The organism is Streptomyces sp. ADI95-16 (assembly GCF_003721495.1).
Lineage (GTDB): Bacteria > Actinomycetota > Actinomycetes > Streptomycetales > Streptomycetaceae > Streptomyces > Streptomyces goshikiensis.
In genome coordinates this window covers 6,537,229-6,564,150 of sequence record NZ_CP033581.1, presented here as the reverse complement: position 1 = coordinate 6,564,150, position 26,922 = coordinate 6,537,229, and the positions used below count along the sequence as shown (strand labels likewise).

Genomic DNA, 26,922 nt, shown 5'->3' with positions numbered 1-26,922 from the left:
GGCCCGGGGGGCGGCCTGACCGGCGCGGTCCGCCGTCAGCGCAGGGGCTTGTCCAGGACGGCCTTGCGGTGGCTGAAGGTGTCCAGGGAGTAGCGGCCGTGGTAGCTGCCCATGCCGCTCTCCCCCACACCGCCGAAGGGCAGGTCGGACACCGTCAGGTGGGCCACGGGCAGCCCGAACGCCAGGCCGCCCGAGGAGGTCTCCCGGGTCAGGCGGTCACGGGTGGTCTGGGATTCGGTGAACGCGTACAGCGCCAGGGGCTTGTCGCGGTCGCGGATGAAGGCGATGGCCTCGTCCAGATCGGCCACCTCGACCAGCGGCAGGATCGGGCCGAAGATCTCCTCGCCCATGACGGGCGAGTCGGGCGCCACCTCGGCCAGCACGGTCGGCGCGATGTAGCGCCGCGCGCGATCGCGGGTCCCGCCGGTAACGGTACGACCGGAGTCGAGCAGGCCCGAGAGCCGGTCGAAATGGCGCTCGTTGACGATCCGGCCGTAGTCCGGGGACTCCGCCGGGTCCTGCCCGTACAGGTCGCGCAGTACCTCGGCGAGGGCCTTCTCCAGCTCCCTGGCGGTCTGCGGATCGGTCAGTACGTAGTCGGGGGCCACGCACGTCTGACCGGCGTTCATGAACTTGGCGGCCGCCAGCCGGGCGGCGACCGTGCCCAGGTCGGTGCCGCGGTCGACGAACACCGGCGACTTGCCGCCCAGTTCGAGCGTGACGGGGGTGAGGTTCTCGGCGGCGGCCCGCATGACGATCCGCCCGACCTGGCCGTTGCCGGTGTAGAAGATGTGGTCGAACCGCTGCGCGAGCAGGTCGGTGGTCTCGGGCACCGCCCCCTCCACCACGGCGACCGCGTCGCGGTCGAGGTAGCGCGGCAGGAGGCCGGCGATGGCGCGCGAGGTGGCCGGTGCCAGCTCGCTGGGCTTGGCCACCACGCAGTTGCCGGCCGCCAGCGCCCCGACGACCGGGGCCAGCAGCAGCTGGACCGGGTAGTTCCAGGGGGCGATGACGAGGACCACGCCGAGCGGGTCCTGCACCGTGTGGGCACTCGCCGGGCTCAGCCGCTCAGGTACGGGCACGGGCTGCGGCCGCAGCCACTGCGCCAGGTGCTGCAGGGTGTGGTCGATCTCGCGCACGGTGAAGTCGATCTCGGTGCGGTAGGCCTCCTTCGCCCCCTTGCCGAGGTCGGCGTGGAGCGCGGCGGCCAGCTCGTCACCGCGCTCGGTCAGCAGCCCGCGCAGGGCTTCGAGCTGCTCGCGACGCCAGGCCAGCGGCTTCGTACGGCCGGTGGCGAAGGTGGCGCGCAGCCGTGCGACGACGTCCGCGGGCGATTCCGAGGGGTGGTGCGGCATGCGATGTCTCCTGAGGGTCGCGCGGCGCGGGCAGCAGCACCCACACCATTCGATGTATATAGCAACTAAAAGGCCGAGGGCATTCCCTGGCGCCCCGCGACGACCGGCGCCCTGCCCCCTGCGCCTGCCCGCCGCACGGCGAGGCATGTGCGGCGCCGCCCGATGGGCGCGTACGGGGCCGGCGGGCGGCGCACGCACCCCGCGAGTCAGCGCTCGCCGTACCCGCCGCGCTCGTTGTAGCGCAGCAGATAGGCGGCGAAGCGGTCCAGGTCCTCACCTGCCCAGTCCGCGAGCCGCTCGCGGAACATGGCGGTGCGGATCTCGGCCGCCTGGTCCAGTGCGGCCGCGCCCGCCGAGGTGAGCTCCAGTACCTGGACCCGGTGGTCGGCCGGGTCGGCGCGCCGCCCGACCAGGCCCGCCCGCTCCAAAGCGGCGACCTGGCGGCTGACCGTGGACTTGTCGAGCGCGTAGTGGGCGGCGAGGTCGCGGGCCCGGCAGCCCGGGTGCTCCTCCAGGTGGCCGAGCAGGGTGAAGGACACCAGCGAGAGTTCCGGGTGCATCCGCGCGGCCGCGGAGCGGGCCCGCCGGGCGAACGCGGTCATCTCCCGCTGGATCGTCTCGACTGCGGCCTCCCTGCGCCCGTCGCCCGGGTGGGGGGTGGCTGTTTCCGGTGGGTCCGTGCTCACGGCGTCGACCTCCTCCAGCGGGTAGTTGTATGGTACAACTTAAATGTAGTTGTATACGCCAACCATGTCCGCATGGCACCCGCCCTGCCGGACATGTAACGGCGCGGGCCGCTGCCGGGCCCGCGCCGACACCGGAGGTCCCCCATGTCCGGCTCCACTCCCGCCCCCGCAGCCGCGCCCGAGCTGCGCCACGTACTGACCCACCTGCTGACCCCGCTGCTGATGTGCCTGGGCATGGGGCTCGCCTACATGGGCGCCTTCGTCCAGCCGGAGCCCCACCACCTGCCGGTCGCCGTCGTCGGCGAGGGCCCCAAGGCCATGGTCTTCGCCCAGACGGTCAAGAACGACGCCGGTGACGCCCTCGACGTACGCACCCTCACCGACCGCACCGCCGCGATCGACGAGGTCAAGGACCGCCGCGTCACCGCCGCCTACGTCCTGAGCGACACCCGGCCCGAACTCATCGTCGCCACCGCCGCCTCCGACACCGGCGCCACCGTGGCGCAGAAGATCTTCACCCCGGTCGCCGCCCGGCAGGACGCCCCGCTCAAGGTCACCGACGTCGTCCCCACCACCGCCGACGACCCGACCGGCCAGGGGCTCTTCTTCCTGCTCGTCGCGATCAGCATCGGCTCCTACGCCTCGGTGGCGGTCCTCGGCGGTGCGGGCGCCGCACTGCGCATGCGCGGCCGCGCCCTGCTCGTGGTCGCCGTCTCCGGCGCGGTCAGCGTGATCGGCGCCCTGCTCGCCGGACCGGTCTTCCACCTCGCCCACCACGGCCTGGCCGGCGTCTGGGGCCTGAGCTGGCTCTACTCCGCCGGCATCCTCTTCATCGGCGTCGGCCTCCACGCCTTCCTGAAGCGCTGGACGACGCTCGCCATGATGGTGCTCTTCGTGATGCTCAACTTCACCAGCTCCGGCGGGCTGTTCCGGCCCGAGCTGCAGAACGGCTTCTTCGGCTCCCTGAACGCCTTCTGGAACGGCGCCGGGTACGTCGAAGGCCTGCGCGGCCTCGTCTACTTCGGCCACGACGGCCTCTCCCGCCAGCTGACCACCCTCGCCCTGTGGCTGCTCCTGGGCCTGCTGCTCACCGGCGCCGCCGCCCTCACCGAACGCCGCCGCCGCACGGCCGCCGCGGTCGCGGCGCCGACCCCCGCGGACCGGGGCGCCCCGCAGCGGCCGACCCGGGAGGAGGAGAACGAGGAGGAGATGGAGGAGGCGGTCGCCGTCTGAGCCACGCCCGGTGCGTGCCGCCCTTTCCGGCCTTTCTTCCGCGGCCCGTCCGCCCCCGGGCGGGCTGTCCGGGGGCCCGGTACCGCCTTCCGGGGGGCGCGCTGTGACGGCCGAATGGCGATCGTGTGACAGGGGTGGCCATGGACATGACGTGGGGCTCCGGGCGTGAATACGGTCGGACGACAAGCGCCTGAACAGAACTGTCTCCCCTACCCATTGGAGCTCTTCGTGCACCGCAAAGTCATCGCCCCGAGCGTGCTCGCCGCCTCCCTCCTGCTGGTGATCCCGGCGTCGGCGGCCAGTTCCGTGCCGGGTGCCCCGGGTATCGGCGACCCCTACTACCCGGCCAGCGGAAACGGCGGGTACGACGTGTCCCACTACGACCTGCGCCTCCAGTACCAGCCGAAGACGGACCTGCTGGAGGGCACCGCCACCCTCCTCGCCACCGCCAAGCAGGACCTCTCCCGCTTCAACCTCGACTTCGGCCTCAAGGTCAGCGAGATCCGGGTCAACGGCGTGAAGGCCCGGTTCGCCACCTCCGGTGAGCACGAGCTTGAGGTGACCCCGGCGCAGCCGCTCCAGCGGAACAAGCAGGCGAGCGTCGTCGTCAAGTACGCGGGCAAGCCCTCCGAGTTCAAGGTCGACGGCTGGAGCGCCTGGCAGCGCACCCCGGACGGCGGCGTGGCCGCGCAGGAGCCGGACTCGGCGAGCTGGTGGTTCCCGAGCAACGACCACCCCCTCGACAAGGCCACGTTCGACGTCTCGGTCAACGTCCCGGACGGTACGCAGGCCATCAGCAACGGCGTGCTCCAGTCCCAGAGTTCCCGGCTGGGCTGGACCCGCTACAACTGGCGCTCGAACAAGCCGCAGGCCACGTACCTCACCACCCTGGCCATCGGGAAGTTCGACATCACCACCGACAAGACGTCGAGCGGGCTGCCGATCCTCAACGCGTACAGCACGGACCTCGGCGAGAACGCGGGCGCGGCGCGCGCGAGCGTCGAGCGGACGGGCGAGGTCGCCGAATGGCTGGAGGGGGTCTTCGGGCCGTACCCCTTCAACGCGGTGGGCGGGTACGTCCCGAACGTGCCGACCGGCTTCGCACTGGAGACCCAGACGCGGCCCTTCTACAGCCCGCGCCAGTTCCAGAGCGGCTCCAACATCTCGGTGGTCGTGCACGAGCTGGCCCACCAGTGGTACGGGGACAGCGTCTCCGTCGAAGGCTGGAAGGACATCTGGATCAACGAGGGCTTCGCCCGCTACAGCCAGTGGCTGTGGTCGGAGAAGGAGGGCGAGGGCACGGCGCAGGAGCTCGCCGCCTGGGCGTACGGCCAGCGTGCCGCCGATGACCCGTTCTGGCAGGTCAAGCCGGGTGACCCGGGCCCGGACAACCAGTTCCACGGGGCCGTCTACGACCGCGGCGCCATCGCCATCCAGGCGCTGCGGAACGAGGTCGGTGACGAGAAGTTCTTCCAGATCCTGAAGGGCTGGCCGACGGAGCGGGCGTACGGCAACGCCAAGGTCGGCGACTTCGTCCGGTACGCGGAGAAGATCTCGAACAAGCCGCTGGCCCAGCTGTTCGAGACCTGGCTCTACACCCCGGGCAAGCCGTCGTTCGCCCCGCCGGCCGCCGCCCCGTCCAAGACGGGCCGCGCCCTGAAGGCCCCGGCGGCGCAGCCGGTGGAGCCGAAGTCCTGGAAGAAGATCGCGGCGACGGACTCGATCCACGAGCACTGATTTCCCCGGTCGCGGCGGCGGCCGGTCCGGCGCGCCGGCGCCCGCTCCTCAGCGGGCGGCGGCGCGCCACCGCGCCCGCGCCTCGCGGGCGATGGGCAGGTACCGCAGCCGCTCGGGCAGCAGCGGTACGAGGATCCGTACGACCGCGCTGAACCGCCGGAGCCTGCGCTCCTGGGCCGGGCTCCACTCCAGCCCGATGGCGGCGCGGGCGTCGGGCGGCATGTACCCGACGGTGGCGAAGGCCCGCAGGCGCAGGAACGCCACCCGCAGCGCCGGCCACGCCACCCGGAGCAGCAGCCGTACGGCGAGCGGGCCGCCCTCGGGCCGGGGCAGCGGCACGTCGGTGGCGACGAGCTCGCGGGCGACCTGCGTCGGCTCGATCTCCTCGGCCAGCATCCGGCGGTAGTAGGGCCAGTACTCCTCGATGGTCTGCGGCATGTCCCGGTCGTGGATGCCGAGGATCCGGCCGACCTGGAGCCACTCGCGGTACAGCTGCCGTTCCTGGGCGGGGGTGAAGGGGCGCAGCAGGTACCGCCCCGCGTGGAGGTAGACGGGGAAGCCGGTGGCGTGCACCCAGGAGTAGCAGGCGGGGTCGAGGGAGTGGTAGCGCCGGCCGCGGGTGTCGACGCCCTGGATCTCCTTGTGGAGCCGGCGCACCCGGCGGCCTTCCTCGGCGGCCTCCTCGCCGCCGTACACCCAGAGCTGGACGGAGCGCAGCGAGCGCTCGCCGCGGCCCCAGGGGTCGGTGCGGAACACGGAGTGCTCGTCGACTCCGGCGGCGATGGCGGGGTGCGCGACCTGCATGGTGAAGGCGGCGGGCAGCATCAGCAGGGCCCGGACGTCCCCGGAGATGGTCCAGAGCACGCCGCCGGGGGCGGGCGGCTCGGGGTCGGGGCGCCGCGCGGCGGCCGGTCCGGGGGCGGATACCCGCGTCTTCCTCATGGATTCAAGTATGCGCGGACCTGCACGGACCCCGCCGGGCCCTCCCGGGGCCCTTCCCGGCCCTTCCCGGCCGCCGTCCGGCCCCGCGCGCCAGACGTCCGCACTCCCGACAGAAAGTCTTGTCACGGGTGTTACCCAGAGGTAACCGCGGCTGCTTGGATGACGGAGTCGATCTCCCCCCGCCTCCCCCCGCAGCAACGATGGAGACCTCATGCCGCTCACCCCGCACCGCCGCCACCGGGCCGCCGCCACGGCCGTCGCGGCCATCGCCGCCGGCGCGCTGGCCGTCACCACGGCGCCCGCCGCCACGGCCGCCGAGAGCGCCGCCGCGACCCCGCGGCTCAGCGTCCTGTCGTACAACGTGTTCATCATGAGTAAGAACCTGTACCCGAACTGGGGCCAGGACCACCGCGCGACGGAGATCCCCAAGGCCTCCTTCTACCAGGGCCACGACGTGGTCGTGCTCCAGGAGGCCTTCGACAACGGCGCCTCGGACGCGCTGAAGGCCAACTCGGCCGCGCAGTACCCCTACCAGACCCCGGTGGTCGGCCGGAGCAAGAGCGGCTGGGACGCCACGGGCGGCTCGTACTCCGCCACCACGCCGGAGGACGGCGGCGTCACGATCCTCAGCAAGTGGCCCATCGTCCGCAAGGAGCAGGTGGTCTACAAGGACGCCTGCGGCGCGGACTGGTGGTCCAACAAGGGCTTCGCGTACGCCGTGCTGGACGTGAACGGCGCCAAGGTGCACGTGGTGGGAACCCACGCGCAGTCCACCGACCCGGGCTGCGGCGCGGGCGAGGCCGCGCAGATGCGGGCGCGCCAGTTCAAGGCGATAGACGCCTTCCTGGACGGCAAGAACATCCCGGCGAGCGAACAGGTCATCGTCGCGGGCGACATGAACGTCGACTCCCGCACGCCAGAGTACGCCTCCATGCTCGCGAACGCGGACCTGGCCGGCTCCGACACCCGTACGGGCCACCCGTACTCCTTCGACACCGCGCTGAACTCGATCGCGAACTACCGCTACCCGACGGACCCGCGCGAGGACCTGGACTACGTCCTGTACCGCAAGGGCAACGCCCGCCCGGCGAACTGGGAGAACACCGTGGTGAAGGAGCAGTCGGCGCCCTGGACGGTCTCCAGCTGGGGCACCTCCTACACGTACACGAACCTCTCCGACCACTACCCGCTGATCGGCCGCTGACCGCCGCCTCAGCGCGCCGCCCCCGGGTGCCCCGCCTCACCGGCGGGGCCCCGCGGGGACGGTGAACGGGTCCATTCGGCCACGTACTCCCGGAAGACCTCCCCCAGGTGGTGGCCGATCTTCAGGCAGTCCATGTCGTCGAGGTCGGCCAGGGAGATCCGGACCGACCATTCGGGGCCGTCGAAGCCGCCGGGCGGCGCCGCCACCGAGGTCCGTGCGGCGAGCCGGAAGACCGGGTCGGACGGCTCGTAGGTCTTCTCCAGGAAGTCGGCGAACTCCTTGCCGTGGACCCGTTCGGCCTCGGCGAGCAGGTCGAGCTCGACGTAGTGGCCGGCCCGCCGGTCGTCGTCGGCGGTCTTCATCCGGGCGCCCTCCAGCAGGAGCTCCAGGCGCTGCCGGACGATCTGCCGGACCCGCTCCTTGTACGCCTGGCCCTCCTCCAGCAGGTCGAAGAGGGAGAACAGCACCATCATCGCCTGCTGCGGCAGCGAGAGGCCGGCCGTGTGCCGCGGGGCCACCGGGCGCGAATCGGTGACCAGCCGGTCGATGAAGCGGAGCTTCTCCGGCTCCGGGGTGAGCGAGCGGTAGCGGCGTGCGAGGCGGTCCTTCCGCTCCTGCGGGAGGTCAGCGATCATCTCGTCGATGACGTTGTCGTCGTGCAGGCCGATGACGCCGAGCCGCCAGCCCGTGCACCCGAAGTGCTTGGAGTACGAGTACACGAGCAGCGTGTTGCGCGGGACGTCGGCGGCCAGCGAGTGGAAGCCCGGCACGAAGGTGCCGTACACGTCGTCGGTGACGATCAGCAGCCGCGGGTTGGCGGTCGCGACGATCTCCTTGATCTGCTCCGCCACCCGGTCGCCCAGCACCGGCGAGGGCGGGTTGCCGGGGTTGACCGCGCAGACGAGCCGGACGGCCGGGTCGGCCAGCTTGGCGACCTCCTCCCGCGGGTAGTGCCACTGCCGCACCCCGGTCCCGGCGGAGCGGCTCGCACGGACCTCGACGACCTCGAACCCGTACGCGTCGAGCTCGGGGACCTCCACGTACGGGGTGAACACCGGGGCCATCAGGGCGACCTTGTCGCCCTTGGCCAGGATCCCGTTCTTCACCAGGGAGTCGAAGACGTAGCACATGGCCGCGGCGGCGCCCTCGGTGGCGAACAGCGACATGTCGCCCTTCGGCGGCCGGGTGCCGAACATCTCGAAGCCGAGGTAGCCGCGCACGATGTGCTCGGCGTGCGTCAGCATCCGGCCCGGCACCGGGTAGGTGCCGCCGGTGACGGCGTCGGCCAGTTCGTGGACGAACTCGTCCTTGTCGAAGGCCCACCGGGCCAGGGCGTACTGGACGCAGGCGGCCAGGAGTTCGACCCCCGGCAGCTGCGGATGGCGGCGCACCCACGAGTCGAAGCGCTCCCCGATGCCCCGCCTCTCGGGCGTTCCGCCGAGGTTGTCGGCCGTCCACACCCGCCGGGACTCGTCGAGCGCGAAGTAGCCGAGGGCGTGGAAGGCCTCGCGGGGCCCGGTCGCGGTCCAGTTCGGGTTGCCCCGGCCCGCGTAGAGGCTGAAGCTGCTCTCAGACACGGCTGAAGTCCTTCCGCCACATGCCCCCACCCTGGTCCGGTGAGCGGCCGGGCGCTCACCGGACGGGGCCATCCGGGTCAGCCGGCGGGCGGCGCCTCCTCGTACAGGGCCTCGATCAGCGGCCCGTACTTCTCCCGGACCACCCGGCGGCGCAGCTTCAGCGACGGGGTGAGCTCCCCCGAATCGGGGCCCCACTCCTCGGTGAGCAGCCGGTACCGCTTGATCTGCTCGGTGCGGTTGAGGCGGGCGTTGGCGGCCTCGACGGCGCGGGCGATCTCCTGCCGTACCTCCGGGTGCGCGGCGAGCTCGGCGGGCGAGTCGGCCTCGATTCCCCGGGCGGCGGCCCAGGCGGGGGCCAGTTCCGCGTCCAGGACCAGGAGGGCGACCAGGTAGGAGCGGCCGTCGCCGTGCACCAGGGCCTGGCCGATCAGGGGGTGTTCCTTGACCGTGTTCTCCACCAGCGCCGGCGAGACGTTCTTGCCGTTCGAGGTGATGATCAGCTCCTTCTTGCGGTCGGTCAGCCACAGGAAGCCGTCCTCGTCGAGCCGGCCGATGTCCCCGGTCGGGAACCAGCCCTCGGCGTCGGCGGCGCTCTCCACCGAACCGTCGGGCCGCAGGTAGCCGCCGAAGACGGTCGCGCCGCGGGTGAGGATCTCCCCGTCCTCGGCGAGCCGCAGCTCCACCCCGTCGATCGGGCGGCCCACCGAGCCCAGCCGGAAGCCGTCCGGGCTGTTGACCGTGCACACCCCGGAGGTCTCGGTGAGGCCCCAGGCGTCCATGATGGTGATGCCCCAGCCCGCCCAGAAGCGCACCACGTCGATCGGCATCGGCGCGGTGGCGCTGGCCGTCCAGGCCAGCCGGTCCAGCCCCGCCAGGCCCAGCAGCGGGTCCAGCACCTGTTCCTTGGCCCGGGCGTACGAGGCGCCCAGCGCGGCGGGGACGGCCTGGCCGCGCTCCTGGTGGGCGGCGAAGGCCCGGGCCAGGTCGTTGGCGGCCTCGATGGCCTGCCGCTGCGCCTCGGGGAGCCGCGCCAGTACGGCCCGTACGCCCGCGGCGAGCTTCTCCCAGACCCGGGGCACGCCGAAGAACTGCACCGGGTGCAGCTCGCGGACGGCGCCCGCGACGGCCGTGGGGTCGGCGACGAGGCGGACGTGCGCGGCCCGCAGCAGCGGGAGGTAGATGCCGAGGATCCGCTCGGCGATGTGCGCGAACGGCAGGTAGCAGATGTGCTCCGCGTGCTCCGGCAGGTCCACGCGCCGGTCGAGGCGGACGGACTGGAGCATGATGTTGCGGTGGGTCAGCCGGACGCCCTTGGGGTCGCCGGTGGTGCCCGAGGTGTAGACCACCGTCAGCGGATCCTCGGGGCGGGCCTCCCGCCAGGCCTTCTCGAAGGCGTCGGGGCGGTGCGTGCGGGCGCCGCTCGCGTGCAGGGAGCCGTACGCGCGGTGCGGGCCGGCGTCGGCCGCCTCGGCGACGACGAGGCGTTCCAGGGCGACCGTGCCGTCGGCCAGCAGGGGCTCCCAGCGGGCGAGTTCGCGGGCCCCCTCGACGATCGCGACCCGGGCCCGGCTGTGCCGGGCTATGTGGGCGATCTGCTCGGGCGCGGAGGTCCCGTACACGGTGACGGGGACGGCGCCGAGGTGGACGAGGGCGAGGTCGCTGAGCCAGTGTTCGGGCCGGTTGCCCATCATCATCAGGACGTGCTCGCCGCGCTCGATGCCGAGGGCGGCGTAGCCGGAGGCGAGGACGGCGATCTCGCGGCGGGCCTCGGCCCAGCTGAGGGTGGCCCAGCCGTCGCCCTCGCGCCACGAGAGGGCGGGGAGGTCCCCGTACTGGGCGGCGTTGCGGGCCAGCAGGGCGGGGAGGGTGAGCTCGTCGGGTTGTCCGGGCAGTCGCAGATTCGTGGGCATGGGCAGCTCCTGGACGTTTCACATCGTTGGTGCGACAGCAATACTGTTGAACCGCGGTGCGGGAACGGAACGCACTGGGACGTGCTGAGAAGTGCTGAGACGCGCTGATCAGAGAGCGAGGCGGAGACCCGACCATGACCACCCAGGCACCCGAGCCGACGCTCACCGTCGACGAGCTGGCCTCCCGGGCGGGCGTGACCGTCCGCACCGTACGGTTCTACAGCACGCGCGGGCTTTTGCCCCCTCCCGTGATCGGCCCTCGTCGGGTGGGCCACTACGGCCCGGAACACCTGTCCCGGCTGGCGCTCATCGAGGAGTTGCAGCACCAGGGCATGACCCTGTCCGCCATCGAGCGGTACCTGGACGCGCTGCCCGACGACCTGAGCGCGCACGACCTGGCGATCCACCGGGCGCTGGTGGCGACCTGGGCCCCGGACGCGGCGCTGGAGTCCTCGCGGGAGGAGCTGGAGAAGCGCGCCGGGCGGACCCTGACCGAGAGCGACCTCCGGCGGCTGACGGCGATGAACGTGCTGGCGCCGACGGCGGAGGGCTTCCGGGTGGACGTGGGCCTGCTGCGGCTCGGCGTCGCGCTGCTCGACGTACCGATCGCGCACGAGACGATCCTGGCGGCGCGCGAGGTGCTGCTGGAGCACGCGCGGACGGCGGCGCACCAGCTGACGGCGCTGTTCCGGGACGAGGTGTGGGGACCGTTCACGCGGGGCGAGAGCGATCCGGAGCGGGTGGAGTCGATGAAGGCGCTGTCCGCACACATGCAGCCGATGGTCGTTCAGGCTCTGGTCACCGCCTTCCAGCGGTCGCTGAAGGAAGAGCTGAAGGCGGCGTTCGTCCCGGAGGCCTGACGCCGCGCGGCCCCACCGGGTCGCCCAACAGGGCGCCCCACCAGGTAGGTTCGCCGTCATGGCGATCATTCACAAGACCACGATGAGCCCCGGCAAGCTGGAGCTCCTTGCCGCCTGGCTGCCGGCCCAGCCCTGGTACCTGCCCACCGGGCGGCCGCCGGCCCTGGCCCGGGCGGGCGGTTTCCGCCTCGACGACCCCGAGGGCGAGGTGGGCATCGAGTTCATGGTGGTCACCGACGCCTCGGGCGGGGAGCCGACCGCGTACCACGTGCCCCTCACCTACCGCGGCGCTCCGCTGGCCGGCGCCGAGGCGGCCCTGGTCGGCACCACCGAGCACGGCGTCCTCGGACGCCGCTGGGTGTACGACGGGCCGCACGACCCGGTGCTGACCGCGCAGTTGCTCGCGCTGCTCCAGGGCCGCGCCGAGCCGCAGGCGCAGAGCCTGAGCGACACTCCGGACCCGTCCGTCACCGCGCGGTACGAGGGGCCGGAACCGGCGGGCGCCGAGGACGCTCCCGCGCTCACCGTGACGCGCGTGCTCGGGGAGGCGGCGGCTCCCGCCGCCAAGCCCCTCGGCGAGGTCACCGCGGGCTGGACCGGCCCCGACGGGAGCGCGCACCGGGGCGTGTTCGCGTCCCTCGCCGCGCGCTGACCCCGCCACGCCGGGCGGTCCCGGGGGCAGGGCCCGCCCCCGGGACCGCGGTCGGGCGCCGCGTGCCCGGCCGGTGACACCCGGCCGCCGGCGCCCGGCCGCCGGAGGTCAGTCGGCGTACGTCTCGCCGCGCTCGGCCTTCGCGACCAGCGAGGCCGGCGGGGTGAAGCGCTCGCCGTACTTCTCGGCCAGCTCCCGCGCCCGGGCGACGAAGCCCGCGAGGCCGCCCTCGTAGCCGTTGACGTACTGGATCACGCCGCCGGTCCAGGCCGGGAAGCCGATGCCCATGATGGAGCCGATGTTGGCGTCGGCGATGGAGGTCAGCACGCCCTCGTCGAGGCAGCGGACGCTGTCCAGGGCCTCGGAGAAGAGCATCCGCTCCTTCATGTCCTCGAACGGGATCTCGTACCCCGGCTTGGCGAAGTGCTCGCGCAGGCCCGGCCAGATGCCGGCGCGCTTGCCGCTGTCGTCGTACGCGTAGAAGCCGGCCCCGCCGCTGCGCCCGGGGCGTCCGAACTCGTCCACCATGCGGTCGATGACCGCGTCGGCGGGGTGCTCGCTCCATGCCTTGCCCTCGGCCTCGAAGGCCTTGCGGGTCTCGTTGCGGATCTTGCGGGGCAGCGTCAGGGTCAGTTCGTCCATCAGCGAGAGCACCTTGGCCGGGTAACCGGCCTGCGCCGCGGCCTGCTCGATGGAGGCGGGCTCGATGCCCTCGCCGACCATCGCCACGCCCTCGTTGATGAACTGGCCGATGACGCGCGAGGTGAAGAAGCCGCGCGAGTCGTTGACCACGATCGGGGTCTTGTTGATCTGGCGGACCAGGTCGAAGGCGCGGGCGATCGCCTCGTCGCCGGTGCGCTCGCCCTTGATGATCTCCACCAGCGGCATCTTGTCGACGGGCGAGAAGAAGTGCAGACCGATGAAGTCGACGGGGCGCGAAACCCCCTCCGCCAGCCCGGTGATGGGCAGCGTGGAGGTGTTGGAGCAGAGCAGCGCGTCCGGCTCGATGACGTCCTGGATCTCCTGGAACACCTTGTGCTTGAGGGCGGTGTCCTCGAAGACGGCCTCGATCACGGCGTCGCAGCCCGCGAGGTCGGCGGCCTCGGCGGTCGGGGTGATCCGGGCGAGCAGCTCGGCGCGCTTGGCCTCGGTGGTACGGCCCCGGGAGAGCGCCTTGTCGAGCAGCTTCTCGGAGTACGCCTTGCCCTTCGCGGCGGCCTCGGGGGTGACGTCCTTGAGCACCACCTCGATGCCCGCGCGGGCGCAGGAGTACGCGATGCCGGCGCCCATCATCCCGGCGCCGAGGACGGCGACCTTGCGGACGGTGCGGGGCTCGGTGCCCTGCGGGCGGCTGCGGCCGGCGTTGACGGCCTGGAGGTCGAAGAAGAACGCCTGGATCATGTTCTTGGCGGTCTGTCCGGTGACCAGCTCGGTGAAGTAGCGGGCCTCGATGGTCAGCGCGGTCTCGAAGTCCACCTGGGAGCCCTCGACGGCACAGGCCAGGATGTTGCGCGGCGCCGGGTAGGGGGCCCCGTTCAGCTGCTTCTTCAGGCTGGCGGGGAACGCCGGGAGGTTGGCGGCGAACTTGGGGTTCGACGGCGTGCCGCCCGGGATGCGGTAGCCGGGGACGTCCCAGGGCTGCTTCGACTCCGGGTTGGCGTCGATGAAGGCGCGGGCCTTGGCCAGCATCTCCTCGGGCGTGGCGGCCAGTTCGTGCACGAGGCCGTTGTCCAGGGCGCGCTGCGGGGTGTACTGGGTGCCCTGGAGCAGCACCTTGAGCAGCGCGTCGGCGATGCCCATCAGGCGGACGGTACGGGTGACGCCGCCGCCGGCCGGCAGCAGGCCGAGGGTGACCTCGGGGAGGCCGATCTTGGAGCCGGGGGCATCGAGGGCGATGCGGTGGTGGGAGGCGAGGGCGATCTCGTAACCCCCGCCGAGGGCCGCGCCGTTGACGGCGGCGACGACGGGCTTGCCGAGGGTCTCGATCCGGCGCAGGGAGCGCTTGATCTCGGTGCCGGTGTCGAAGGCGATCCGGGCGTCCGCCGGGCGGAGCCGGATCATGTCCTTGAGGTCGCCGCCCGCGAAGAAGGTCTTCTTGGCGGAGGTGTAGATGATGCCCCGGATGGAGTCCTTCTCGGCCTCGGCGCGGTCGGCGATCACCGCGATGGAGTCCTTGAAGGCCTGGTTCATCGTGTTGGCGGACTGGTTGGGGTCGTCGAGGATCAGGGTGACGACGCCGGTCTCGTCCTGTTCCCAGCGGATCGTGGTGGACTCGCTCATGGTCACTGCTTTCGTTTCGGAAGGTCCGGGGGGCAGGGGATGCAGGACGAGGTCAGAGGCGCTCGACGATGGTGGCGACGCCCATGCCGCCGCCGACGCAGAGGGTGACGAGGCCGTAGCGCTTGTCCTGGCGCTCCAGCTCGTCGACGATCGTGCCGAGGATCATCGCGCCGGTGGCGCCGAGCGGGTGGCCGAGCGCGATGGCGCCGCCGTTGACGTTGACCTTGTCGAGGGACAGGCCCATGTCCTTGACGAAGCGCAGCACGACGCCCGCGAAGGCCTCGTTGATCTCGACGAGGTCGATGTCGTCGATGGTCAGACCGGCCTTGGCGAGGGCCTTGCGGGTGGCCGGGGCGGGGCCGGTGAGCATGATGGTGGGCTCGGAGCCGGAGACGGCCGCCGAGACGATCCGGGCGCGCGGGGTCAGTCCGCCCCGCTCGCCCGCCTCGCGGGAGCCGATGGCGACGAGCGAGGCGCCGTCGACGATGCCGGAGGAGTTGCCCGCGTGGTGGACGTGGTCGATCTTCTCGACCCAGTGGTACTTCTGCAGCGCGACGGCGTCGAATCCGCCGAGTTCGCCGATGTCCGCGAAGGACGGCTTGAGCTTGGCGAGGGTGTCGGCGGTCGTGCCGGGACGGACGAACTCGTCGTGGTCCAGGACGATCAGGCCGTTGCGGTCGGTGACCGGGACGACGGACTTGGCGAAGCGGCCGTCCTTGATGGCGGCGGCCGCGCGCTCCTGCGACAGGGCCGCGTACTCGTCGACGTCGCGCCGGGAGAAGCCCTCGATGGTGGCGATCAGGTCGGCGCCGATGCCCTGCGGGACGAAGCCGGTGTCCCAGTTGGTCATCGGGTCGGCGAACCAGGCGCCGCCGTCGGAGGCCATCGGGACGCGGGACATGGACTCCACGCCGCCCGCGAGGACCAGGTCCTCCCAGCCGGAGCGGACCTTCGCGGCAGCCAGGTTGACGGCCTCCAGGCCCGAGGCGCAGAAGCGGTTCTCCTGGACGCCTGCCACGGTGTCGGGGAGTCCGGCGGCGATGGCCGCGATCCGGGCGATGTCGGAGCCCTGGTCGCCGACGGGGCCGACGACGCCGAGCACGATGTCGTCGATGGTGGCCGGGTCCAGCCCGGGGTTGCGCTCGCGCAGGGCGTCGATGAGGCCGACGACCAGGTCGATCGGCTTGGTGCCGTGCAGGGAGCCATTGGCCTTGCCGCGGCCGCGCGGGGTGCGGATCGCGTCGTATACGTAAGCTTCGGTGCTCACTGGTCAAGCCTTTCGGAGGTGTGCGAGGGGGAGGTCAGCCGAGCAGGGAACGTCCGATGATCTCTTTCATGATCTCGGTCGTGCCGCCGTAGATGGTCTGGATGCGGCCGTCGACGAAGGCCCGCGCGACCTGGTATTCGGTCATGTAGCCGTAGCCGCCGTGCAGTTGCAGACAGCGGTCGGCGACCCGCTTCTGGAGCTCGGTCGCCCACCACTTGGCCATCGAGGCGTGGACGTGGTCCAGCTCCCCGTTGGAGTGGTCGGTGATGCAGCGGTCGAGGAAGGTGCGGGTGACGGCGCACTCGGTGGCCATCTCCGCGATCTCGAAGCGGATGTGCTGGAGCTTGGAGAGCGGGCGCCCGAAGGCCTCGCGCTCCTTCACGTACCGGGTGGTGATCTCCAGCAGGTACTCGGCGGCGGCGATGCCGGCCATCGCGATGCCCATCCGCTCCTGCGCGAGGTTGGTCATCAGGTGGACGAAGGCGCCGTCCGGCTCGCCGAGCAGGTTCTCCTTCGGGACGCGGACGTCGTGGAAGAAGAGTTCGGCGGTGTCCTGGGACTTCTGGCCGATCTTGTCCAGGTTGCGGCCGCGTTCGAAGCCCTCCGCGCCGCGCTCGACGACCAGCAGGGACAGCCCGTGCGCCCCGCCCTCGGGGGTGGTCTTCGCGACGACGATGACCAGGTCGGCGAGGATGCCGTTGGAGATGAAGGTCTTGGAGCCGTTGAGGACCCAGTGGTCGCCCCGGTCCTCGGCGGTGGTGCGGATCCCCTGGAGGTCCGAGCCCGCGCCCGGCTCGGTCATCGCGATGGCGGTGATCGTCTCGCCGGAGCAGAAGCCGGGCAGCCAGCGGCGCTTTTGCTCCTCTGTGGCCAGCGAGGTCAGGTACGGGCCGATGATGTCGTTGTGCAGGCCGATCGCGAGCCCGGCGGCGCCCGCCCGGGTGAACTCCTCGGCTATCACGGCGGCGTAGCGGAAATCGGCGTTCCCGCCGCCGCCGTACTCCTCCGGGACGGCCAGGCCCAGCAGTCCCTGGCGGCCGGCCGCCAGCCAGGCCTCACGGCTGACGATGCCGTCCTTCTCCCACTGGTCGTAGTGCGGCAGCACCTCCTTGGCGAGGAAGGCGCGGACGGTCTCGCGGAACGCCTCGTGGTCGGCGTCGAAGATCTGGCGTTTCATGGATGCGGCTCCTCACAGCCAGTTCTTGACGGTTTCGATCAGCCGGGCCGGCTCGGGGCCGACCGGGCTGACGTTGAGCATCGTGACGCCTGCCTCCCGGAAGGCCTCGACCCGCTCGCGTACGTAACCCTCCGGCCCGCACAGGGTCATGAGCTCGCAGAACTCGTCCGGCACGGCGGCCGCGGCGTCGCGCTTGCGCCCGGAGAGGTAGAGCTCCTGGATCTTCCGGGCTTCCTCCTCGTACCCGTAGGCGACGGCGAGGTCGTTGTAGAAGTTCTTGCCGGGCGCGCCCATGCCGCCGACGTACAGGGCGATCTGCGGGCGCGCCAGGTCCCGCGCGGCGGCCGCGTCCTCACCGATGGCGAGCAGTCCGCCCGCGACGGTCTCCAGGGGCCCGAGCTCCGGGGCGCGCAGGGCCGCGCCCTCGGCGAGGGAGCTCCCCCAGACGGCGCCGGCCTTCTCGGGCAGGAACAGGGTGGGCAGCCAGCCGTCGGCGATCTCGGCGGTCATCCGCACGTTCGCGGGCCCCAGCGACGCGATGTAGACGGGGATGGAGTCGCGCACCGGCCGGGTGAGCATCTTCAGCGGCTTGCCGTGCCGGCCGCCCTTCTCGGGCGGCAGCGGCATGTCGGTGATGCCGTGGTGGTCGATGGTCTCGCGGCGCCAGATCCGGCGGCAGAGCCCGACCGTCTCGCGGGTCCGGCCGAGCGGCCTGTCGTACGGCTTCCCGTGCCAGCCCTCGACCACCTGCGGGCCGGAGGCGCCGAGACCGAGCAGGGCCCGCCCGCCGGAGAGCGCGTCCAGCCCGGCGGCCGTCTGGGCGATCAGGGCGGGGGTGCGGGAGTAGACGTTGACGATGGCCGAGCCGATCTTCATCCGCTCGGTGCGGGCGGCGAGGTAGCCCATGATCGTCGCCGCGTCGAAGCCCCAGGCCTCGGCGACCCAGACGGCGTCCAGACCGGCCGACTCCAGCGCTGCGGCCTCGTCGGCGGCCCGGCGCGGGTCCCCGGCGTAGTCGAGCATCATGGACAGTTCCATCAGGCGCCCTTCCCGGTCAGGCCCGGCACGCCCCAGTCGGCGGCCACGGCGTCGGTGTCGGCCCCCGGCCGGGCGGGTCCGCCGGTGACGGCGGTCGGGGTCGCGGAGAACCGGGGCGCGGGCGCGGGCTGGGTGATCCCGCCGAAGTCGGTGAAGGTGCCGCGGGCGGCGAGGTGCGGGTGCTCGGGCGCCTCGCGCAGCGAGAGCACGGGCGCCACGCAGGCGTCGGTCCCCTCGAAGACCTCCGTCCACTGCGCGCGGGTGCGCGCCTTGAACCGCGCGGCGACGGCCTCGCGCAGCTCCCCCCACCGCGCCGTGTCCTTGCGCGCGGGCGCTTGCTCCGCGATCCCCAGCAGCCGGACGAACTCGTCGTAGAACTGCTGCTCCAGCGCCCCGACCGCCATGTACTGCCCGTCGGAGGTCTCGTACGTGCCGTAGAAGGGGCAGCCGCCGTCGAGGAGGTTGGCCCCGCGCCGGTCCTGCCAGCCGCCGGCCGCGACCATGCCGTGGATCATGGCGGTGAGGTGGGCGGTGCCGTCGACGATGGCCGCGTCCACGACCTGGCCCGCGCCGCCCGGAGTGCGGGCGTGCTGGAGCGCCGCGAGGACGCCGATCACCAGATAGAGCGAACCGCCCGCGTAGTCCCCGACGAGGTTGGCGGGAACGGCCGGGGGCTCACCCGGGTTCCCGATCATGCCGAGGGCGCCGGTGACGGCGATGTACGCGATGTCGTGCCCCGCGGAGTGCGCGAGCGGGCCCTCCTGGCCCCAGCCGGTCATCCGGCCGTACACCAGCTTCGGGTTCCGGGCGTGGCAGTCGGCCGGTCCGACGCCGAGCCGCTCGGCGACCCCGGGGCGGAACCCCTCGATGAGCACGTCGGCGCGCTCCACCAGCTCCAGCACCCGCTCGGGGCCCTCGGCGGACTTCAGGTCGATCAGCACGGACCGCTTGTTCCGGTTGGTGACGTCGTACGCCGGGTCGATCGCGAGCCCGCCCCCGCCGGGCCGGTCCACCCGTACGACATCGGCTCCCAGGTCTGCGAGGAGCATGGCGGCGAACGGACCCGGGCCGATGCCCGCCAGCTCGACTACGCGCACCCCGGCGAGCGGGCCGTTCCCTGTCACTGCCATCGAGCCCCCAGCATTGTTAGCGCACGGTGTGACACAACCGATGTAACACCAGTGATGCTAGGAACGCGTTCCACTCAGCACAAGCCCCAAACAAGCAAGCGCTTAGCCGGTTGTCCCGATCCGGGCGTCCAATTCCCTCAGATGCCGCTTCAGACACACGGTCCGGTAGCTCTCCTCCACCCACTCGCACAGCACCTCGGCCGACGGCGCGCCCTTCTGCGCCATCGGCACCGAGACCCAGCCCGCCTTCCCCAGCCCGTACCCGCTGGGCGCCGCGCCCGGCGCCGTCATCGCGTGCCCGTGCAGGGCCTCGTCCTTGAGCTTGACCGACAGCCCCGGCGGCCCGTCCGTGTTGCCGAGGAACACGAAGATCTTCTTGTTGACCTTCACCACGCAGTCCTCGGGACCCCAGGGAAACTCCTCGACCGCCTCCGGAAGGCTCAGGGCGAACTCCCGCACCGCCTCCCACTTGCGCACCGCAGCCTTCATCGACGCCTCCACTTACCGCAGGTCACGCCTGCTCGCACGGACAGCCGAGACTCACGCTAGCCTCAGCCACCGACAACAGCTGGGAGGAGCGGTCACATGAACGCAGAGGTTCGGCAAGGCGATCCTGAACGGGCCTACGACGTGGTGCTCTTCGGCGCGACCGGATTCGTCGGAGCACTCACCGCCGAGTATCTCGCCGAGCACGCCCCCACCGACTGCCGATGGGCCCTGGCGGGCCGGGACCTCGGAAAGCTCGAACGGCTGCGCGAACGCCTCACCGTCCTCGACCCGGCCTGCGCGGACCTGCCCCTCCTGCGGGCCGACGCCCGCGACTCCGGGGCGCTGCGCGAACTGGCCGCCTCCACCCGGGTACTGGCCACCACCGTCGGCCCGTACATCTGGTACGGCGCGGAACTCGTCGCCGCCTGCGCCGAGGCCGGCACCGACTACCTGGACCTCACCGGCGAGCCCGAGTTCGTCGACCGGACGTACGTCGAGCACGACGCGCGGGCCCGCGAGACCGGAGCCCGCATCGTCCACGCCTGCGGCTTCGATTCCATCCCGGCCGACCTCGGCACGTACTACACGGTGAACCAGCTCCCCGAAGGCGTCCCGCTCCGCGTGGACGGCTTCCTCCGCTCCAACGCCCTCTTCTCCGGCGGCACCCTGGCCTCCGCCCTCACCGCGATCGGCCGCGGCCCCCAGACCCTGGCCGCCGCCCACACCCGCCGGCTGCACGAGCCGCGCCTCCTGGGGCGCCGCGCGCGAGGCCCCCTGGGCGCCCCGCGCTTCAGCCGCGAGACCGGCACCTGGGCCCTGCCGCTACCCGTACTGGACCCCCGGATCGTCGCCCGCTCCGCGGCCGCCCTGGACCGCTACGGCCCGGACTTCCGCTACCGGCACTACGCCTCCGTCCAGCACCTGCCCATGGCCCTGGGCGGTACGGCGGCCCTCGGCGCGACCGCCGCCGTGGCCCAGCTCCCGCCCGCGCGGCGCTGGCTGATGAGCCGCTGGGAGCCGGGCCGGGGCCCCGACGCGGCGCGCCGGGCGCGCAGCTGGTTCACCGTCCGCTTCGTGGGCGAGGGCGGCGGCCGCCGGGTCTTCACCGAGGTCTCGGGCGGCGACCCGGGCTACGGCGAGACGGCCAAGATGCTGGCGGAATCCGCCCTCTGCCTCGCGTACGACGCCCTCCCCGACCGGGCGGGCCAGCTCACCACCGCGGTGGCCATGGGCGACGCCCTCCTGGACCGCCTCCAGAAGGCGGGCATCCGCTTCCGCGTCGCCGACGCCCGCTGATCAGGACGCCTCGCGCAGGGCACGCCGGCACAACGAGTCGGCGTGCCGCGTGGTCTCCGGAATCCTGAACCGCGGACTCAATGCCAGCGTCTGCGCACAGGCGTTGTCCAACGACACCCGGTGGCCCACCGACACGTAGACCGGCTTGATCCCGTCCTGCGTCCGCAGCGCCCGCCCCACCACCGCGCCGTCCGCCGCCACGAGCGGGGCGGCGTCACCACGCCGGGCGCCCGGTTCCTCGTACGTGAAGGTGAACGGATTCTTCGCGACGCCGATGCTGGGCAGCCCGGTCACCACCCCGAGGTGGCAGGCGAGCCCGAAGCCGCGCGGATGCGCGAGCCCGTACCCGTCGCACACCACCAGCCCCGGAGCGGCGCTCAGCGCGTCGAGCGCGGCCAGCACCGTCGGCAGCTCCCGGAACGCCAGCAGCCCGGGCACGTACGGAAAGCTCACGTGCCCGACCGCGGTCGCCTCCTCCACCACCTCCAGGGTGGCGGCATCGAGCACCACGGCCGCCGCGGCCACCAGATCGCGCTCGTCGTCGTACGCGACGTCCACACCCGCGATCAGCCCGCGCCCGACGGCCGGCCCGGCCTCGTCCAGCACCACGCGCGTCCGCAGTTCGTCCTGTACCGCCCGGGCCTCGGCCTCGTCGGCGGGGGTCTTCACACTCGTCATGATGGTGCGAGGGTAGCCTGACGATCATGTTCGTCATGGAGCTCACCTACACCGCGCCCATCGAAGCCGTCGAAGAGCAGATGGACGCCCACATCGCCTGGCTGGACGGCCACTACGCGGCGGGCGTCTTCCTCGCGTCGGGCCGCAAGGTCCCCCGCGACGGCGGTGTCGTCCTGGCCGGCGGGGTCTCCCGTGCGGAGATCGAGAAGATCGCGGCGGGCGACCCCTTCACGATGGCCGGCGTCTGCGAGTACCGCATCACCGAGTTCATCGCGACGAAGACCTCCTCGGACCTGGCGCCGGTCCGCGAATCCCCCCTCACCTAGGACCTGTCCTTCGGATCAGGACGACCCGCGGCCGCCAACCGGACGAAGCGCGTGGCGACCTGGGGCGAGCGACCCCCTGGACCGGCACGGCCCGGGGGTTGTGGCGCGCACCGGGACCGATCCCCCGTGACCGTTCCTCCGGGGTTTCCCGACGGTCTTTGGCGTTCCGGGGCGGGCCGGTCGGTCAAGGGTGGCCGAAGGCCATCGCGCAGCGACGCGACGAAGGAGCGCCCTTGAGGGACCGGCCCGCCCCGGAAGGACAGTGAGACTGCCGGGAAACCCCTCCCTCCCCTTGGGCACCCCTTTCTTGGAGACCGCGTTGACCCCTCGCCCTCTCCCTCTGCCTCTCCCTCTGCCTCCCACCCACGCCCCCCGCCCCGCGACCCCCGCCGACATCCCCGAGCTGATACGCCTGCGCGCCGTCGCCCTGGCCAGCCTCGGCGTCGACGCCGGACCCGCCGACTCCCCCTGGCGCGAGACCGCGGACGGCTGGTTCCGCGAGCGCATCACCGCCCGAACCGATCTGCGCTGCCTGGTCGTCGGCGGCGCTCCCGGCGAACCGCTGCTGGCCACCGGCATGGCCTGGGTGACGTACCACCTCCCCAGCCCCCGGTGGACCGACGGCCGCCGCGGCTACCTCGACGGCATCGTCACCGACGAGACCGCCCGCGGCCGCGGCCACGGCCGCCGGATCGTCGACGGGCTCGTCTCCTGGCTGAACGACAGCGGCATCCACTACATCCAGCTGCACGCCAGCGCCGACGGCGAGCCCGTCTACACGGCAGCGGGCTTCACCCCGGGCCGCTACCCAGCCATGGACCTCATCACTGGAACGGGCACGGACACGGCCACCAGCTGATCAGGACCTCTCCAGCATCTCCAGCCTCCCCACCCGCCCCTTCTCCCCCGCGGCCCAGCAACCCCCGTCGCCCGCGCAGTCGACGGTGTCGAACGACCCCGCGTCCAGCGCCCGCCAGGTGCGGCCCCCGTCCGCCGTCACGTCGGTGCCCGTCGGCCCCACCGCCAGCGCCACGCCCCGGCCGTACGGGTGCCAGGCCGCGCCCGACCGGTACCCCGGCGGCGGGGTCGTCGCCGGGCGCCAGGTGCGGCCCGCGTCGGACGAGACCGCCGCTGCCCGCGGGGAGGCCTGCCCGGCGCGGTAGTCACCGCCGACGGCGAGGCCCGTCGTACGGTCGCGGAAGGCGAGGGCGAAGACCCCCCTGGCCGGGTCACCGGCCGGGATCACGGATTCGGCCACCTTCCAGGTCCGCCCCCGGTCCCCCGAGTGCAGGACCCGCGAGACGGCTCCGCCGCCCGTGGCGAGCCAGACGTCCCGCGAGCCGGCGCTGACCAGGCACTGGCCGCTCGCGGCGAAGCCGGCCTCGCCCGGCAGCGCGTCCGGCATCCCGGTGGCCGGCAGCACCTCCCAGCTACGCCCGCCGTCGTCCGTGGAGAGGATGCGGAACTTGCCGTCCACCGGGTCGCTCATCGCGAGCCCGTGCCGGGAGTCGAAGAACGTCAGGCAGTCGTAGAAGGCCCGCGGGTCGGGATTCCGGAAGGCCTCGCTCCATGTCGCCCCGCCGTCGTCGGTCCGCAGCACCCGGGAGGCCTCGCCCTCGCCGATGGACAGCGCCACCGCGCGCCGCGCGTCGAAGGCCTCGATGTCGCGCAGCTCCAGCCCCTCCGCGACCGCCCCCGGCGGGGAAACGTCACGCCAGCTCCGGCCGCCGTCCACGGTGCGCAGCACCGTCCCCTTGGACCCGGCCACCCAGGCCGTACTGCGACTGACGGCGGCCAGCCCCCGGAACCGGGAGTCCTTCCCGGTCCCCTTCACCGCCCACCCCACCCCACGCAGCCCACGCACCACACCACCAACATCACCCGCACCCGCACCAGACCCCGCAGCCACAGCCGCCGCCGCTGCCTCAGCCGCAGCATCACCAGGCCCCCCACCCGACCCGCTCGCCCCACCCGCCCCGGCGGCAACGGCCGGCACCCCCAGCGCCCCCACCACCAAAGCCACCGCGCACGCCCCGGCCCACGCCCCGGCCCACGCCCCACGCCCAACTCCCAGAAGTCTCATGGCGCCGGAAGCTAACGCACCCCGGAACCACCGTCCAGGGTGCGTCCCGCCACCGGCGCGCCCTGCCAAAAGGTCGCCCGTCGGCCAATTGATCCCGCACGACGAACTGAGCGTGACGGCCTCTCCGAACTCCCGGAACGACACCTTGCGCCTGTGGAGTGAGACGGAACCAGCCTTATTCCGCCCACCCCAAAGCCGCGGCCCGCCCAAAGACCCCTTCCCCCATCCCGCACCCACCACTACTCTGTGCGATCGCACGGATGCGTTCCAGCCAATCGGTGACACAGCTCACGCAACTCGGCATGCACGGAATTGCCGGTTCCGGCGTCTATCCCGTTGTCGGGCTCCACCCCAGGCCCGTCAGCAGATCCGCCGCAAGGGAGCGAGCCTTGATCACTGTCATCGAGCAGGCCGTGCAGGCCCGTCTGGTCGCCACCGCCCCGAAGGTCGAGACCGTGCCTGTCACGCTCAGCTACGACCGCGCGGATCCGTTCGCCATCCGCATGGCCTTCCCCGCCCCGGCCACGCTGGAGGGCATCGAGATCTCGTGGACCTTCGCGCGCGAACTGCTGGAGTCCGGCCTGGACCGCCCGACGGGCAGCGGAGACGTGCGCGTGCGCCCGTACGACGCCGACCGGACCACCGTCGAGTTCCACGCTCCCGAGGGCGTCGCGATCGTCCTGATGCTCACCGCCGACCTGGACCGCTTCCTGGAGCGCGCCGCCGCCGTCGTACCGCCGGGCCTGGAGCACCTGTACCTCGACGTGGACCACGGCCTGGCCGAACTGATGCGCGACTCCTGCTGACTCTCCCTCCCCTCCCACCCACCCTCCTTTAATCCGATTGCGGGCGGCCCCGGCCGCCCGTAACTTCGTTCTCGCCCCATTGCCGCCGAACGGAGTAGGACATTGCTCGTCTGAGGTTCGAGACACCGATCACCACCGCCACCACCGTCGCCATGAGCCGACGGCCGCGGTCCGGTACGGCTGTCTCCCCGCGTTGCACGCACCATTCACGCAACCTGGAGGCCTCTATGAGTAACGCCCCTACCTTTGTCACCTGCTCCGCCCTGTCCTTCGACTGGCCCGACGGAACCGTCGTGTTCGACGGGTTCCACTTGGCCGTGGGCCCCGGCCGCACCGGCCTGATCGGCCTCAACGGCTGCGGCAAATCAACCCTGTTGAAGCTCATCGCCGGTGAACTGACCCCCACCGACGGCCATCGCGCAGTCGCCGGCACGGTCGGCTACCTCCCGCAGAACGTCACGCTCGACACCGCACTCCGCGTGGACCAGGCGCTCGGCATCGACACCGCCCGCGCCGCCCTGCACGCCATCGAGGCGGGCGAGGCCACCGAGGCGAACTTCGCCGCCGTCGGGGACGACTGGGACGTGGAGGAACGGGCCCTGGCCACGCTCGACCAGCTCGGTCTCTCCCGGATCGGCCTGGACCGCACCGTCGGGGAGCTGTCCGGCGGGGAGTCCGTCCTGCTCCGGCTGGCGGCCCTGCTGCTGGCGCGGCCGGACGTCCTGCTGCTCGACGAGCCGACCAACAACCTGGACCTGCGCGCCCGTCGCCGCCTCTACGCGGCCGTGGAGTCCTGGTCCGGGGTGATGATCCTGGTCAGCCACGACCGGGAGCTGCTCGACCGGGTCGACCAGATCGCGGACCTGCGCGACGGCGAAGTGCGCTGGTACGGAGGGAACTTCACCGACTACGAGGCGATGCTCGCCGCCGAGCAGGACGCGGCCGAGCGGATGGTCCGGGTCGCGGAGGCCGACGTACAGCGGCAGAAGCGGGAACTGGCCGACGCACAGGTCAAATTGGCCCGCCGCAAGCGGTACGGCCAGAAGATGAACGACACCAAGCGCGAGCCGAAGATCGTCATGGGCGCCCGCAAACGCGCGGCGCAGGAGTCGGCCGGCAAGCACCGCATCATGCACACCGAGAAGCTCGCGGACGCCCGCGAGCGGCTCGACCAGGCGGTGGAGGCGGTCCGCGACGATGCGGAGATCCGTATCGAGCTGCCCGCCACGCAGGTCCATCCGGGCCGGCGGGTGCTGACCCTGAGCGATCTGCACCTGGCGCACGGGGCTTCGGTCCCGGGCGAGTGGGAGCTGCGCGGTCCGGAGCGGATCGCGCTGGTCGGCCGCAACGGCTCGGGCAAGACCACCCTGCTGCGCACGGTGGCCGGGCTCGTACCGGCGGAGTCCGGCGAGGCCGTCACGCACGTGCCGACGCGCTTCCTGCCGCAGCGGCTGGACGCGGACGTACTGGACGACAGCCGTTCGGTGGTGGAGAACGTGGCGCGGTTCGCCCCGCAGGCCACGAACAACCTGATCCGGGCGCGGCTCGCGCACTTCCTGTTCCGGGGCGCCCGGGCGGACCGGCCGGCCGGCACCCTGTCGGGCGGCGAACGCTTCCGGGCGGCGCTGGCGGCCCTGCTGCTGGCGGAGCCGGCTCCGCAGCTGCTGATGCTGGACGAGCCGACGAACAACCTGGACCTGGCGAGCGTACGGCAGCTGACCGGCGCGCTGGAGTCGTACGAGGGCGCGCTCATCGTGGCGAGCCACGACGTGCCGTTCCTGGAGTCGATCGGCATCACGCGGTGGCTGCTGCTCGACGGCGAGCTGCGACCGACGACGGCGGAGGAGGTCCGGGACTCACTCTGGCACGAGTGACGCGGGGGCGGGGACGGGCCAGACGGACGGACGGGGACGGAGGACGAGGGACGGAGGACGGAGGACGAGGGACGGGGGGACCGAGGGACGAAGGACGGACGGGCTCCCCACCCCCTCCCCAGGCATCGATTAGGCGTCAATCCGGCAAAGCCGAGCCACCTTCACGTATGACTTTCGGCTTCGCCATGCCCGCAAACGGGGTCTCAAACTGCATGGATAACCGGATGTAACCGGACATAGGTACCGCTGGGGCTTGGCTGGCCTTCACGGCGCGCTTAACCTACGGGTTCGTAGGCTACGGAACCGTAGGTAATTCGCTTTG

At 72.3% G+C, this 26,922-nt stretch carries 23 protein-coding genes; 10 read left to right on the top strand and 13 right to left on the bottom strand.

What is annotated here, in order from left to right; translation table 11 throughout:
• Positions 1–35 precede the first annotated feature (35 nt).
• Entirely contained in the window at positions 36–1,355 is a 1,320-nt protein-coding gene (locus EES41_RS29300) for an aldehyde dehydrogenase family protein (RefSeq protein WP_123081015.1), read from the bottom strand.
• A gap of 206 nt (positions 1,356–1,561) precedes the next feature.
• Positions 1,562–1,957 (bottom strand): MarR family winged helix-turn-helix transcriptional regulator, encoded by a 396-nt coding sequence (locus EES41_RS29295; RefSeq protein WP_047961143.1) that lies wholly within the window; start codon positions 1,955–1,957, stop codon positions 1,562–1,564.
• A 228-nt stretch (positions 1,958–2,185) separates the two neighbouring features.
• On the opposite strand from EES41_RS29295, the gene EES41_RS29290 reads away from it, so the two are divergent.
• Together EES41_RS29290 and EES41_RS29285 are read left to right on the top strand one after the other, a co-directional pair.
• Positions 2,186–3,274, top strand: a complete 1,089-nt coding sequence (locus EES41_RS29290; RefSeq protein ID WP_123081013.1) for a hypothetical protein — start codon at positions 2,186–2,188, stop codon at positions 3,272–3,274.
• 228 nt (positions 3,275–3,502) lie between these two features.
• Complete coding sequence (locus tag EES41_RS29285; protein ID WP_073797026.1) at positions 3,503–5,011, top strand: M1 family metallopeptidase; 1,509 nt, start codon at positions 3,503–3,505, stop codon at positions 5,009–5,011.
• A gap of 48 nt (positions 5,012–5,059) precedes the next feature.
• Here the strand turns inward: EES41_RS29285 and EES41_RS29280 are convergent, their stop codons facing one another.
• On the bottom strand, positions 5,060–5,953 hold the full coding sequence (locus EES41_RS29280; RefSeq protein WP_123081012.1) for an oxygenase MpaB family protein: 894 nt from the start codon (positions 5,951–5,953) through the stop codon (positions 5,060–5,062).
• Between the two features lie 211 nt (positions 5,954–6,164).
• On the opposite strand from EES41_RS29280, the gene sph reads away from it, so the two are divergent.
• Complete coding sequence (gene sph, locus EES41_RS29275) at positions 6,165–7,157, top strand: sphingomyelin phosphodiesterase (RefSeq protein WP_123081011.1); 993 nt, start codon at positions 6,165–6,167, stop codon at positions 7,155–7,157.
• A gap of 8 nt (positions 7,158–7,165) precedes the next feature.
• Here sph and EES41_RS29270 read toward each other — a convergent pair whose 3' ends face one another.
• Both EES41_RS29270 and EES41_RS29265 read right to left on the bottom strand, forming a co-directional pair.
• On the bottom strand, positions 7,166–8,806 hold the full coding sequence (locus tag EES41_RS29270; protein WP_123081010.1) for a bifunctional aspartate transaminase/aspartate 4-decarboxylase: 1,641 nt from the start codon (positions 8,804–8,806) through the stop codon (positions 7,166–7,168).
• A gap of 5 nt (positions 8,807–8,811) precedes the next feature.
• Entirely contained in the window at positions 8,812–10,644 is a 1,833-nt protein-coding gene (locus tag EES41_RS29265) for a long-chain fatty acid--CoA ligase (protein WP_123081009.1), read from the bottom strand.
• A 134-nt stretch (positions 10,645–10,778) separates the two neighbouring features.
• On the opposite strand from EES41_RS29265, the gene EES41_RS29260 reads away from it, so the two are divergent.
• Positions 10,779–11,504: a MerR family transcriptional regulator gene (locus EES41_RS29260; RefSeq protein WP_123081008.1), complete on the top strand. Its 726-nt coding sequence runs from the start codon at positions 10,779–10,781 to the stop codon at positions 11,502–11,504.
• Positions 11,505–11,562: 58 nt separating this feature from the next.
• Positions 11,563–12,156 (top strand): 1,4-alpha-glucan branching protein, encoded by a 594-nt coding sequence (locus tag EES41_RS29255; protein WP_123081007.1) that lies wholly within the window; start codon positions 11,563–11,565, stop codon positions 12,154–12,156.
• 108 nt (positions 12,157–12,264) lie between these two features.
• Here EES41_RS29255 and EES41_RS29250 read toward each other — a convergent pair whose 3' ends face one another.
• The 6 genes from EES41_RS29250 to EES41_RS29225 all read right to left on the bottom strand — a co-directional run bounded on the left by EES41_RS29250 (position 12,265) and on the right by EES41_RS29225 (position 19,537).
• Entirely contained in the window at positions 12,265–14,436 is a 2,172-nt protein-coding gene (locus tag EES41_RS29250; RefSeq protein ID WP_123082763.1) for a 3-hydroxyacyl-CoA dehydrogenase NAD-binding domain-containing protein, read from the bottom strand.
• A gap of 52 nt (positions 14,437–14,488) precedes the next feature.
• Positions 14,489–15,703, bottom strand: a complete 1,215-nt coding sequence (locus tag EES41_RS29245; protein WP_123081006.1) for an acetyl-CoA C-acetyltransferase — start codon at positions 15,701–15,703, stop codon at positions 14,489–14,491.
• A gap of 34 nt (positions 15,704–15,737) precedes the next feature.
• Complete coding sequence (locus EES41_RS29240) at positions 15,738–16,880, bottom strand: acyl-CoA dehydrogenase family protein (RefSeq protein WP_123081005.1); 1,143 nt, start codon at positions 16,878–16,880, stop codon at positions 15,738–15,740.
• A gap of 12 nt (positions 16,881–16,892) precedes the next feature.
• Entirely contained in the window at positions 16,893–17,918 is a 1,026-nt protein-coding gene (locus EES41_RS29235) for an LLM class F420-dependent oxidoreductase (RefSeq protein WP_073772541.1), read from the bottom strand.
• Positions 17,918–19,048, bottom strand: a complete 1,131-nt coding sequence (locus EES41_RS29230; protein WP_123081004.1) for a CaiB/BaiF CoA-transferase family protein — start codon at positions 19,046–19,048, stop codon at positions 17,918–17,920. The genes EES41_RS29235 and EES41_RS29230 overlap by 1 nt, the downstream gene beginning before the upstream one ends.
• Positions 19,049–19,150: 102 nt before the next feature.
• A complete protein-coding gene (locus EES41_RS29225) occupies positions 19,151–19,537 on the bottom strand; it encodes an MmcQ/YjbR family DNA-binding protein (RefSeq protein ID WP_123081003.1) in 387 nt (128 codons plus the stop codon).
• 96 nt (positions 19,538–19,633) lie between these two features.
• On the opposite strand from EES41_RS29225, the gene EES41_RS29220 reads away from it, so the two are divergent.
• Positions 19,634–20,833, top strand: coding sequence for a trans-acting enoyl reductase family protein (locus EES41_RS29220; protein ID WP_123081002.1), 1,200 nt, complete (start codon positions 19,634–19,636; stop codon positions 20,831–20,833).
• On the opposite strand, the gene EES41_RS29215 is transcribed toward EES41_RS29220, so the two are convergent.
• Positions 20,834–21,511, bottom strand: a complete 678-nt coding sequence (locus tag EES41_RS29215) for an endonuclease V (protein ID WP_037798526.1) — start codon at positions 21,509–21,511, stop codon at positions 20,834–20,836. It lies immediately after the preceding gene.
• 26 nt (positions 21,512–21,537) lie between these two features.
• Between EES41_RS29215 and EES41_RS29210 the strand changes: the two genes are divergently transcribed.
• Entirely contained in the window at positions 21,538–21,837 is a 300-nt protein-coding gene (locus EES41_RS29210) for a YciI family protein (RefSeq protein ID WP_037798523.1), read from the top strand.
• A gap of 319 nt (positions 21,838–22,156) precedes the next feature.
• Entirely contained in the window at positions 22,157–22,696 is a 540-nt protein-coding gene (locus tag EES41_RS29200) for a GNAT family N-acetyltransferase (RefSeq protein ID WP_164495969.1), read from the top strand.
• Here EES41_RS29200 and EES41_RS29195 read toward each other — a convergent pair whose 3' ends face one another.
• On the bottom strand, positions 22,697–23,860 hold the full coding sequence (locus EES41_RS29195; protein ID WP_123082762.1) for an oxidoreductase: 1,164 nt from the start codon (positions 23,858–23,860) through the stop codon (positions 22,697–22,699). It abuts the gene before it with no gap.
• A gap of 449 nt (positions 23,861–24,309) precedes the next feature.
• Between EES41_RS29195 and EES41_RS29190 the strand changes: the two genes are divergently transcribed.
• A complete protein-coding gene (locus EES41_RS29190; RefSeq protein ID WP_123080999.1) occupies positions 24,310–24,726 on the top strand; it encodes an SsgA family sporulation/cell division regulator in 417 nt (138 codons plus the stop codon).
• Positions 24,727–24,953: 227 nt separating this feature from the next.
• Entirely contained in the window at positions 24,954–26,600 is a 1,647-nt protein-coding gene (locus tag EES41_RS29185) for an ABC-F family ATP-binding cassette domain-containing protein (protein ID WP_123080998.1), read from the top strand.
• The last annotated feature ends 322 nt before the right edge of the window (positions 26,601–26,922 follow it).

Bases quoted from the DNA above. Each gene is read 5' to 3' on its own strand.
- EES41_RS29280 (WP_123081012.1), bottom strand. From the start codon at position 5,953: ATGAGGAAGACGCGGGTATCCGCCCCCGGACCGGCCGCCGCGCGGCGC.
- EES41_RS29260 (WP_123081008.1), top strand. From the start codon at position 10,779: ATGACCACCCAGGCACCCGAGCCGACGCTCACCGTCGACGAGCTGGCC.
- EES41_RS29225 (WP_123081003.1), bottom strand. From the start codon at position 19,537: ATGAAGGCTGCGGTGCGCAAGTGGGAGGCGGTGCGGGAGTTCGCCCTG.
- EES41_RS29270 (WP_123081010.1), bottom strand. From the start codon at position 8,806: ATGGCCCCGTCCGGTGAGCGCCCGGCCGCTCACCGGACCAGGGTGGGG.
- EES41_RS29290 (WP_123081013.1), top strand. From the start codon at position 2,186: ATGTCCGGCTCCACTCCCGCCCCCGCAGCCGCGCCCGAGCTGCGCCAC.
- EES41_RS29240 (WP_123081005.1), bottom strand. From the start codon at position 16,880: ATGAAACGCCAGATCTTCGACGCCGACCACGAGGCGTTCCGCGAGACC.
- EES41_RS29220 (WP_123081002.1), top strand. From the start codon at position 19,634: ATGAACGCAGAGGTTCGGCAAGGCGATCCTGAACGGGCCTACGACGTG.
- EES41_RS29255 (WP_123081007.1), top strand. From the start codon at position 11,563: ATGGCGATCATTCACAAGACCACGATGAGCCCCGGCAAGCTGGAGCTC.
- EES41_RS29265 (WP_123081009.1), bottom strand. From the start codon at position 10,644: ATGCCCACGAATCTGCGACTGCCCGGACAACCCGACGAGCTCACCCTC.
- EES41_RS29230 (WP_123081004.1), bottom strand. From the start codon at position 19,048: ATGGCAGTGACAGGGAACGGCCCGCTCGCCGGGGTGCGCGTAGTCGAG.
- EES41_RS29250 (WP_123082763.1), bottom strand. From the start codon at position 14,436: ATGAGCGAGTCCACCACGATCCGCTGGGAACAGGACGAGACCGGCGTC.
- EES41_RS29185 (WP_123080998.1), top strand. From the start codon at position 24,954: ATGAGTAACGCCCCTACCTTTGTCACCTGCTCCGCCCTGTCCTTCGAC.
- EES41_RS29295 (WP_047961143.1), bottom strand. From the start codon at position 1,957: ATGACCGCGTTCGCCCGGCGGGCCCGCTCCGCGGCCGCGCGGATGCAC.
- sph (WP_123081011.1), top strand. From the start codon at position 6,165: ATGCCGCTCACCCCGCACCGCCGCCACCGGGCCGCCGCCACGGCCGTC.
- EES41_RS29300 (WP_123081015.1), bottom strand. From the start codon at position 1,355: ATGCCGCACCACCCCTCGGAATCGCCCGCGGACGTCGTCGCACGGCTG.
- EES41_RS29215 (WP_037798526.1), bottom strand. From the start codon at position 21,511: ATGACGAGTGTGAAGACCCCCGCCGACGAGGCCGAGGCCCGGGCGGTA.
- EES41_RS29210 (WP_037798523.1), top strand. From the start codon at position 21,538: ATGTTCGTCATGGAGCTCACCTACACCGCGCCCATCGAAGCCGTCGAA.
- EES41_RS29235 (WP_073772541.1), bottom strand. From the start codon at position 17,918: ATGGAACTGTCCATGATGCTCGACTACGCCGGGGACCCGCGCCGGGCC.